Origin of the sequence: Pandoraea soli, assembly GCF_902459595.1 — a bacterium.
Taxonomy (GTDB): Bacteria; Pseudomonadota; Gammaproteobacteria; order Burkholderiales; family Burkholderiaceae; genus Pandoraea; species Pandoraea cepalis.
This window is the reverse complement of record NZ_CABPSG010000031.1, coordinates 1-8,781: the sequence shown is the minus strand read 5'-3', so window position 1 is coordinate 8,781 and position 8,781 is coordinate 1. Positions and strand designations below refer to the sequence as shown.

General features: G+C 61.6%; 9 protein-coding genes. 5 read left to right on the top strand and 4 right to left on the bottom strand.

Annotated elements, in window-relative coordinates; genetic code table 11:
- Nucleotides 1-175 precede the first annotated feature (175 nt).
- A complete protein-coding gene (locus tag PSO31014_RS22095) occupies nucleotides 176-1,081 on the bottom strand; it encodes a LysR family transcriptional regulator (protein WP_150553574.1) in 906 nt (301 codons plus the stop codon).
- Between the two features lie 209 nt (nucleotides 1,082-1,290).
- On the opposite strand from PSO31014_RS22095, the gene speB reads away from it, so the two are divergent.
- The 3 genes from speB (at nucleotide 1,291) to PSO31014_RS22080 (ending at nucleotide 4,276) form a co-directional block, all read left to right on the top strand.
- A complete protein-coding gene (gene speB / locus PSO31014_RS22090) occupies nucleotides 1,291-2,265 on the top strand; it encodes an agmatinase (RefSeq protein ID WP_150553573.1) in 975 nt (324 codons plus the stop codon).
- 80 nt (nucleotides 2,266-2,345) lie between these two features.
- Nucleotides 2,346-3,380 (top strand): taurine ABC transporter substrate-binding protein, encoded by a 1,035-nt coding sequence (tauA, locus tag PSO31014_RS22085; RefSeq protein ID WP_150553572.1) that lies wholly within the window; start codon nucleotides 2,346-2,348, stop codon nucleotides 3,378-3,380.
- Between the two features lie 293 nt (nucleotides 3,381-3,673).
- A complete protein-coding gene (locus tag PSO31014_RS22080; protein WP_150553571.1) occupies nucleotides 3,674-4,276 on the top strand; it encodes a hypothetical protein in 603 nt (200 codons plus the stop codon).
- Nucleotides 4,277-4,384: 108 nt separating this feature from the next.
- Here PSO31014_RS22080 and PSO31014_RS22075 read toward each other — a convergent pair whose 3' ends face one another.
- The 3 genes from PSO31014_RS22075 to PSO31014_RS22065 are packed head-to-tail and all read right to left on the bottom strand — an operon-like array spanning nucleotide 4,385 to nucleotide 7,252.
- The gene (locus tag PSO31014_RS22075; protein ID WP_150553570.1) at nucleotides 4,385-4,666 is read right to left on the bottom strand and encodes a XapX domain-containing protein; all 282 of its coding nucleotides are present in this window, start codon (nucleotides 4,664-4,666) and stop codon (nucleotides 4,385-4,387) included.
- Nucleotides 4,667-4,692: 26 nt separating this feature from the next.
- Nucleotides 4,693-6,552 (bottom strand): amidohydrolase, encoded by a 1,860-nt coding sequence (locus tag PSO31014_RS22070; protein ID WP_150553569.1) that lies wholly within the window; start codon nucleotides 6,550-6,552, stop codon nucleotides 4,693-4,695.
- A 13-nt stretch (nucleotides 6,553-6,565) separates the two neighbouring features.
- Nucleotides 6,566-7,252 (bottom strand): hydrolase, encoded by a 687-nt coding sequence (locus PSO31014_RS22065; protein ID WP_017231634.1) that lies wholly within the window; start codon nucleotides 7,250-7,252, stop codon nucleotides 6,566-6,568.
- Between the two features lie 235 nt (nucleotides 7,253-7,487).
- Here PSO31014_RS22065 and PSO31014_RS22060 point away from each other — a divergent pair, with 235 nt between their 5' ends.
- Nucleotides 7,488-8,186, top strand: coding sequence for a response regulator transcription factor (locus PSO31014_RS22060; RefSeq protein ID WP_217424936.1), 699 nt, complete (start codon nucleotides 7,488-7,490; stop codon nucleotides 8,184-8,186).
- 224 nt (nucleotides 8,187-8,410) lie between these two features.
- On the top strand, nucleotides 8,411-8,781 hold a 371-nt coding region (locus tag PSO31014_RS22525), incomplete at its 3' end, for a hypothetical protein (RefSeq protein WP_217424935.1).

Sequence of the window (8,781 nt, the reverse complement as noted above, 5' to 3'; positions counted from 1 at the left end):
TTCATACCAACTCCTCGTCTGAGCTGAGGAGCCATTATCTCTAGATTTGATTGGTACGAAATTTTCAGGGCAGGTCAGAAGCCCTTTGTGCGTTGGCGGCTCAGATGCCCGACGACGTGATTTAACGTGCGCCAGACAGCAACATCACCGCCATGGTGCGCGAACCGCGCCATCTTCACTTGCCACTTACCCCGCCGCGCAACGCATCCAGGAATGCCCGTGCGGCGACAGTCGTCTCGCGGTCCTTTCGGGTAATGAGTCGAAACTCCGCGTGGTGGGTGAGGCGATCCGGGCGTAATGACCGCATCAAATCTTGACGGATCCAATGCTGCGCGTAGTGCGTGGGCAGGTAGCCGACAAACTTTCCCGAAAGAATGAGTGTGGCGACGGCCTCCATGTGAAAAACACTCGCGCCGACCTTGAGGTTACTCAGGATGCCGAACTCTTTCGTCTCACGTAAATATCCTCGCGCGACATAGTCGAGACCGCTCAGACTCTGCATGTCAACGTCATCGGGCGCCAGTACGAAGAGCGGATGCCCCGCGCCGCAATAAAGCTGAATTTCCTCTCGATACAGCGGCTCATAGATCAGGCCCGGTTGCGTATCTCGAAACGGCCCGATGCCGAGATGGAGCTTTCTCTCCAGTACTCCGACCTCGATCTCCCTGGGAGATTTAATCTCCAATCGGATCTCGAGATCGCGGCTCTGTTCCTTGAGTACGCCGATAGCGCCGGCAATGCGCGACTGCACATCGGTAATCGTATTGTCCACGACATCGATCGCCAACTCGCCGCTGATCTGACCTCGTATTCCCCCAATGTCCGTGTGGAACACCTCGACAGAATCGAGCAGGCGCTCTGCTGCGCGATACAGCGAGTGTCCTTCGTCGGTGAGCCGAAAGCCACGACGGCCTCGCTCACAGAGACGGATGCCGAGACGAGCTTCAAGGTCGGCCATATGCGTACTGATAGTCGACAGGTTCATGTTCAGCGCAGACTCTGCCGCCGAGAAGCCGCCGCAGTCCGACACTGTTTTGAATATACGCAGCAGACGCAGATCGAAGTCAGTTACTTTGATCATGACGATGGACTCATGGGCCAGGCAAACGAGGGATCGGCACGCAAGGGTGTCGGTAATGCTTCGGAAAATACCAAACTAAAGTTCGAACAATCGTGATTCCATGGGGCGTGCGCAACGGACACACTCGCTTCACGCATCGCTTGATGGCGCTTACCAGGGCGCGTCGGGCGATCAAGTCCGAGACACCCCTTGCCACCCAGGAATTGTCGATGAGAGAAAATAAATTCGCACCCATTACCGGTACCGTCATGCCTCGGTTCTCGGGATTGGCAACACTCATGCGGTTGCCTTACGTCGGTCTTGACGACGAAAGCATTAGCGCCGTGGATGTCGGCCTGATCGGTGTGCCTTGGGACGGTGGCACCACCAATCGCCCGGGGGCGCGCCATGGGCCACGCCAGGTGCGCGATCTTTCGACCATGGTGCGCAATGTCAATCGGGCAAGCGGCATCAACCCCTTCGAGCTGTGCAATTGCGCCGATCTGGGCGACACCCCGGTGAACCCGGTCGATCTGATGGATTCGCTTTCGCGTATTGCGGCGTTTTACGACGAGGTCTGCAATGCGGGCATCGCGCCGCTGTCTGTCGGCGGCGATCATCTGGTGACGCTGCCGATCTTGCGCGCCGTGGCCAAGCACCGGCCTGTGGGCATGGTGCACTTCGATGCTCATACGGACACGTGGAATCGATATTTCGGCGATAACGCCTACACCCACGGCACGCCGTTTCGGCGCGCCATCGAGGAGGGCTTGCTCGATCCCAAGCGCACGGTACAAATCGGCATTCGGGGCGCGTTGTACAACGACAGCGAAAACGACTGGGGAGAGCGCCAGGGCATTCGCGTGATTGATATCGAGGAATGCCGCGCGTTGGACGTCGAGGGGGTCATCGCCGAAGCACGGCGAGTCGTCGGCGACGGTGCAACCTACGTCACTTTTGACGTCGACGCCCTGGATCCGGTGTACGCCCCGGGCACCGGAACGCCGGAGATTGGCGGCCTGACGACCCTCGATGCGCAGCGCATGATTCGCGGGCTCCAAGGATTGAACCTGATCGGCGGAGACGTCGTGGAAGTCTCGCCGCCCTTCGATCCGAGCGGCAATACGGCGCTGGTGGGGGCGACGCTGATGTTCGAGATTCTCTGTGTGCTCGCGGACAGTATTCGCGGCCGAAAATCACTTTGACCACAGTGGCGGGCGTGAAGGCGGGCGCGGGCACGATGCTCGCCAGTCCCGTCGTGCGACGCTGAATTGGGAGAGAACAAATGAAATACCTGGCAAAAATAGTCGGTTCGTTCGTATGCGGCGTGTCTCTGTTGGCGCTCGGTGGCGCTTTTGCCCCGGCCCGCGCGGCCGAGAAGGTCGTCAACGTGGCGTATCAGACGACCTACAGTCCCTGGATTGCAGCGATGGTGAATGGCACGTTTGAAAAGGCGACCGGCTACCAGATCCACTGGAAGAAGTTCGATTCCGGCGCCGCCGTGATGAGTGCAATGGCGTCCGGCAGCATCGACATCGGTGTGCTGGGATCGAGCCCGCTGGCGGCGGCGGCCAGCCGCGGAATGGACCTTCAGTTGTTCTGGATTCTGGAGGACATCGCCAACGCCGAGGCGCTCATGGTGCGCAATGCGGCGAAAATCCAATCGCCCAAAGACCTGATCGGCAAAACCATCGCGGTGCCGGTGGCCAGCACAAGCCATTACCAGTTGATGTACATGCTCGACAAATGGGGCATCACGCAGCAGGTGAAGTTGGTCAATATGACGCCGACGCAGGCCGCCGCCGCATGGGAGCGAGGCGACGTCGACGGTGCCTTCATCTGGGGGCCGGCGCTCGGTCGGATCCGGCCCACCGGAAAACCATTGATCACGGCGGGGCAGATATGTGCGCTGGGCCGTTGCACGTTTGAGGGCATGGCCGTGACGAAGACATTCGGGGCCAGCAATCCTGAATTCATGGCCAAGTTCATTGCGGTGCTGAACGCGACGAATCGAGACTTCGTAGCGCACCCCGACGCATGGGGTGTCGGTTCGAAGAATATGGCCGCAGTGCTGCGCGGGCTCGGTGGCAATGCCAACGACGCGGCAGAAGAAATGGCGCTGTACAAGTATCCGACGTTGGCCGAGCAGGTCTCGTGTCAGTGGCTTGGTTGCGAGGAGAAGGGCGGCGCGGCACAAACGCTGAAGTCGACAGCCGAGTTTCTGCTCCAGCAGAAGAAAATCGATGTCGTGAAGGCCGACTATCGGGGGGCGGTGGCGGTCCGCTATCCCGAGGCAGCATCCAACCTGACGCCGAAGTGAGCGATCAAGGCGTCGCAATGTGGTCCGGTGCGCTCATCCCCCCAGGACATCGGGTTATGCGCGCCGGAGCCTCCCGTCGCAAGCAATCAGACACGCGAACAAGCGACGGTGGCGTGGCGCGATATCCCGAATTGACTTAATCGCCGGTTCATGGCGAGGGGGCGTCGGAAACGGTGCAGACTGTCATCAGGTCGCCGTGTGTTCGCCAGAACTGCAACCCACTGCTCGTATCGCAAAGAGCGGCGCCGAGGCGATGGCAGGATGCAATCTCCCACCACCGACGGAGATTGACCATGAATCCTTTAGGCGCCGCAACCATCAGCACCTTACCCATGATGCCCAGCACCGAGCATCGGCCTTTGGATCGCCCGAGTGAGCGTTTCATCGCGGATCTCCGGACCGTTGGACTCCAGGCGGCGGGAAGTCTCCGCTCGCCCATGGTGGCATTGGCGGTGCGAACGCGTGACGACACCGTGCAACGCTCGCTGCCGCTTTTGTCCGTCAGTAATCTGGAGAACTTGCCAGAGCCGGGACCGGCCGTCGACTTCGCGTTTTTCCGCGAGCCTTTGAAGCAGAACGAAACACTTCTGAGTCAATGGGGGGAAGCGGCGAGCGCCGGTAGCCAATCCGAAGCGTGGTGCCGATTCGTCGACGACATCAGTGTCCGCTTCTTTAAAGGCAGTCGGAAGCAACGCGTGATGGATGCGCTGATGTTATGCATCGACGTGCTGCCGCCAAATCGCAGAGCGGATGCGCTCGCGTGTTTGCTTGCGGATGGTGAAGAGGGGATGGCCGCTGCGGAGGAATTCTGGGAATACATCGGGCTGGATCGCATCCCCGATGCGGACAAGGACCGGGTGCGCGAGCTGATCCGCCAATATGAAATAGGCATGTAAGCCGGCGAACCCGTTCGATGTGCCCGGCGGGAAACGATACCCCCTCCGCGTTGCGCGGTTCGCTACCCGCCGGGCCAGAAAAGCGACCTATCCCTCTCCGACGACAGATCAAGCCTTGCGCGAATCGGTCTCGCCATCTTCCTTCGTCGCTTGCGCCACTGGCCCGGGCAAGCCGGTGATCTTCGGCACGCATTCGCGATGGAACCAAACGAGATTGACCGGCTCGCCAGCGAGCAGTCGCTTGACCGGCGGCACAACCTGTTCGCCGATCAGCATGCCGAGCAGCCCGATGAGCGCAACAGCCGGTGGTGCCGGGGAACGCACGCCGAGACCGCCGTAAATGATGCCGACGAGCACGCCGACGCCGAGCGATACGAGATATAGCTTCATGAGGTTTCTCCGAACCGTCCGAACGATCAGAACGCCCAGCACGAGCAGCCGAGCGCACCCCAGAAGCCGCTTTCGTCAGACGCCGGCACGCTGGACGACCACGCCTTCGCGTGCGCATGACCGTGCACACCGCACGACGTCGCGCATGCACAACTCACGCTCACGTTAAGCACTTGCGGTTGGCGAGGCGAGTAGCCCACGCCATGCCGTGCCGGCGACCAGTCCGGCATGGCCGGCGGAATTTCCGGGGCATAGCCGCCGAAGTCGCCGTCGCCGTAGACAACCTTTCCGCCCAGCAACGTAAGCACCGACGTAATGTCCTGGATTTCGTCTTCCGGCACGCTGAAGTAGTCGTCGGAGAGCACCGCCAGATCGCCGAGCTGCCCGACCTTGATCTGCCCCTTCTTGCCAACCTCGGACGAGAACCATGCGTTGGCTTCCGTCCAAAGGCGCAGCGCGTCGTCGCGATCGAGCAGGTTGCCCGGCGCGGACAGGCGCAGGCCACCCACGGTCTTGCCCGTCACGAGCCAGTAAAGCGAGACCCACGGGTTGTAGGAGGCGACGCGCGTCGCGTCCGTCCCTGCGCCGACCTTCACGCCGCGCTCCAACATGCGGCGGATCGGCGGCGTGGCTTCGGCCGCACGCGCGCCATAGCGCTCCACGAAGTACTCGCCTTGATAGGCCATCCGGTGCTGCACGGCAATGCCGCCGCCCAGGGCCGCGATGCGATCGATGTTGCGATCGCTGATGGTCTCGGCATGGTCGAAGAACCAATGCAGGCCATCGAACGGCACATCCTTCGCGACCTTTTCATAGACGTCGAGCGCGCGGGAGATGGTCTCGTCGTAGGTGGCATGCAGACGCCAAGGCCAGCGGTTCTCCGCAAGCAGCCGCACGACCGGCTCGAGATCGCCTTCCATCGATGGTGGCATCTCGGGGCGCTCGACGCGGAAGTCCTCGAAATCGGCGGCCGTGTAGACAAGCATCTCGCCCGCCCCGTTGTGACGATAGAGATCGTCACCCTGGCCCGGGCTGACTTGTTTGACCCACTGGCTGAAATCCGCGAGTTCGGCCTTGGGCTTCTGCGTGAACAGGTTATAGGCCAGACGCACCGTGAGCTGCCCCTCGCGATGCAGCGCTTCGATGATGTCGTAGTCCTCCGGGTAGTTCTGGAAGCCGCCGCCCGCGTCGATCACGCCTGTCACGCCGAGACGGTTGACCTCGCGCATGAAGTGGCGCGTCGAGTTCTTCTGATATTCCGGCGGCAGCTTCGGACCTTTGGCGAGCGTGGCGTACAGAATCGTTGCGTTCGGCTTGGCCAGCAGCAGCCCGGTCGGATTGCCCGACGCGTCGCGCACGATCTCGCCGCCCGGCGGGTTGGGCGTGTCCTTCGTATAGCCCACGGTGCGCAGGGCCGCGCCGTTGAGGATCGCGCGGTCATACAGATGCAGGATGAACACCGGCGTATCGGGGGCAACGGCATTCAGTTCGTCGATCGTCGGCAGACGCTTCTCGACGAACTGATGCTCGGTGAATCCACCCACCACCCGAACCCATTGCGGCGCAGGCGTACGGTCGACTTGCGCCTTCAACATGCGCATGGCGTCGGCCAGCGAGCGAACGCCGTCCCAGCGCAGTTCCATGTTGTAGTTGAGGCCGCCCCGGATGATGTGCATATGACTGTCGATCAGTCCCGGGATGACACGGCGGCCTTTCAGGTCGATGACCTCGGTGCTGCTGCCGGCCAGACGCATCACGTCGTCGCGTGTCCCAACGGCAGTGAACTTCCCGCCGGTGAGCGCCACGGCATCCGCCTGCGGATTCGCGCGATCGAGCGTGGCGAACTTGCCGTTGATGAGAATCAGATCGGGGGTGGGGGCGGACATGGCGTCCCTCCTGTCAGCGAGCGGGCACGGCCGGGATGGCATCGTGCGGCGTTGCGGTGCGCTGCGCCGCCTTGTGGACCATCGTGTAGGCGTAGTCGACGCCCATGCCGTAGGCGCCCGAATGCTCCTTGACGAGCTTCATCACGGCATCGTACGAGTCGCGATGCGCCCAGTCGCGTTGCCATTCGAGCAGCACCTGCTGCCAAGTCACGGGCACGACGCCCGCCTGCACCATGCGCTGCATCGCATAGTCGTGCGCTTCCTTCGAGGTGCCGCCCGACGCATCGGCAACCATATAGATTTCGTAGCCCCCTTCAAGCATCGCGCACAACGCGAACGTGGTGTTGCAGACTTCGGTCCACAGGCCAGAGACGATGACCTTCTTGCGGCCGTTGGCGGCGAGGGCGTCGCGCACCTTCTGGTCATCCCACGAATTCATCGAGGTGCGTTCCAGCAACTTTTGGTTCGGGAAGACGTCGAGCAGTTCCGGATAGGTAAAGCCCGAGAACGATTCGGTTTCCACCGTCGTGATCGTCGTCGGAATATTGAAGATGCGCGCGGCTTTGGCCAGTCCCACCGCGTTGTTCTTGAGTGCCTGACGATCCATCGACTGAACGCCGAAGGCCATCTGCGGTTGATGATCGATGAAGATGAGCTGGCTGTTTTGCGGGGTGAGAACTTCGAGCTTGGGATTCGACATGAGTGACTCCGGTGGTAATGCGGACACGGGGCGTGACGCCACGACGGCAGATCTTCCGAGAAGCCTATGCCGTTCAGGTTGCGCGGACTATCGTCTCTTCGTATTAGCGTCCGTTGCTCCTTGCCCGACGCAGTCCGTCCGGCAATGTTTGTCGAGAATAGCGCGGACGTTCGTGCTTTTTTGTGGCGTCGAACGATATGTCTCGCGGCTATCGTATACTCGTTCGCACTGAATCATGACACTGCCTATCCGCATGAACGGGCTTTCGGATAACGATACCGCGACCGTCTACGTCGTCGACAACGAACCGGCGAGCGGAGACACGCTTTGCGCGCAGCTCTCCGCCGCCGGGCTACGTGTGCGCCGCTTTGCGTGCGGGGCGTCGTTCCTTGCGAGCGAACGCGCTGCCGGACCTGCGTGCCTTGTGGTCGACATGGATTTCGATGCGGTCGGGAGCGGGTTGGCGTTGCAGCGCGCCCTTGTCGCGGTGCGGGATCCCATCCCGGTGGTCTTCATCGCCGATGACGCGGATGTGGCGACGAGCGTCCAGGGGATGAAGGCGGGGGCGGTCGACTTTCTCACCAAGCCGTTTCGCGCGGGCGTGTTGCTTAATGCGGTGGGCGCCGCGCTCTCGCAGGACCGTCTGCGCCTCGCGCGCGAGAAAGTGAGCACGACCGTCGCCGACCGAGCGCAGCGGCTCTCGCCGCGCGAGCGCGAGGTCATGGCGCTGGTCGCGGCGGGCCGCATGAACAAACATATTGCGGACGAGCTGGGCATCAGCGAAGTCACCGTCAAGATTCATCGCGGCAATGCCATGCGAAAGATGGAAGCTCGCTCGTTTGCGGATCTCGTCATCATGGCGCACAAGCTAGGCATGACGTCGCCCGCGCTTTACCACGGCGGTATTGGCCGAAATCGTCGAGAGACGGCTTAATCGACGGCGCGCGGTTCGCGCACCTTCATATCTTGTTACTTCCGTCTCCGGACGCATCGATTCGCGACACATCGATTCCTGGTGCGCCAACTCCAGACAGGTCGACGGCTCGACGCCCAACTGGGCGACCGGGGCGTCGTATGCGCTTGGCGTATCGTCATTTGCCGGAAATCTATCCCGCCATCTCCAGGGGCTATGCGACCAGCCGATCCATATATAGAGAGATGGCATGGGACCACGTTGCCCTACGCGGCTGCGGATCACTTGTAGACCGTTCCGGCGTGCAAGCATTTTCCGTTGGTGAGGCGCGTGTCGAGCACCGAGCAAGCCGCCAAACGGCGGGGACGCGTCGCCGCGTTCAAAAAACTTTCACAAAGGGCTTGCGCGGTTCGTCGAACCTGTCTAATATTCCGTCTCTCGCAACGACGGCGACGCAGCGAAAGCGGCGAAGCGGTGGGGGCGACGGGCTGGAAAGCCCGGTGGTTGGTGGTTTTGGAGCTTGCGAGTCGCTACGGCGACGAGCGAAGAAAGCGAAAAAAACTGTTGACGACGACGAGAAGCTGCGACATAATCTTGCTTCTCTGCTGCAGATGCA

What these genes read in the sequence shown, in the direction of transcription:
- PSO31014_RS22095 (WP_150553574.1), bottom strand. Translation starts at nt 1,081, where the DNA reads ATGATCAAAGTAACTGACTTCGATCTGCGTCTGCTGCGTATATTCAAA.
- speB (WP_150553573.1), top strand. Translation starts at nt 1,291, where the DNA reads ATGAGAGAAAATAAATTCGCACCCATTACCGGTACCGTCATGCCTCGG.
- tauA (WP_150553572.1), top strand. Translation starts at nt 2,346, where the DNA reads ATGAAATACCTGGCAAAAATAGTCGGTTCGTTCGTATGCGGCGTGTCT.
- PSO31014_RS22080 (WP_150553571.1), top strand. Translation starts at nt 3,674, where the DNA reads ATGAATCCTTTAGGCGCCGCAACCATCAGCACCTTACCCATGATGCCC.
- PSO31014_RS22075 (WP_150553570.1), bottom strand. Translation starts at nt 4,666, where the DNA reads ATGAAGCTATATCTCGTATCGCTCGGCGTCGGCGTGCTCGTCGGCATC.
- PSO31014_RS22070 (WP_150553569.1), bottom strand. Translation starts at nt 6,552, where the DNA reads ATGTCCGCCCCCACCCCCGATCTGATTCTCATCAACGGCAAGTTCGCC.
- PSO31014_RS22065 (WP_017231634.1), bottom strand. Translation starts at nt 7,252, where the DNA reads ATGTCGAATCCCAAGCTCGAAGTTCTCACCCCGCAAAACAGCCAGCTC.
- PSO31014_RS22060 (WP_217424936.1), top strand. Translation starts at nt 7,488, where the DNA reads ATGACACTGCCTATCCGCATGAACGGGCTTTCGGATAACGATACCGCG.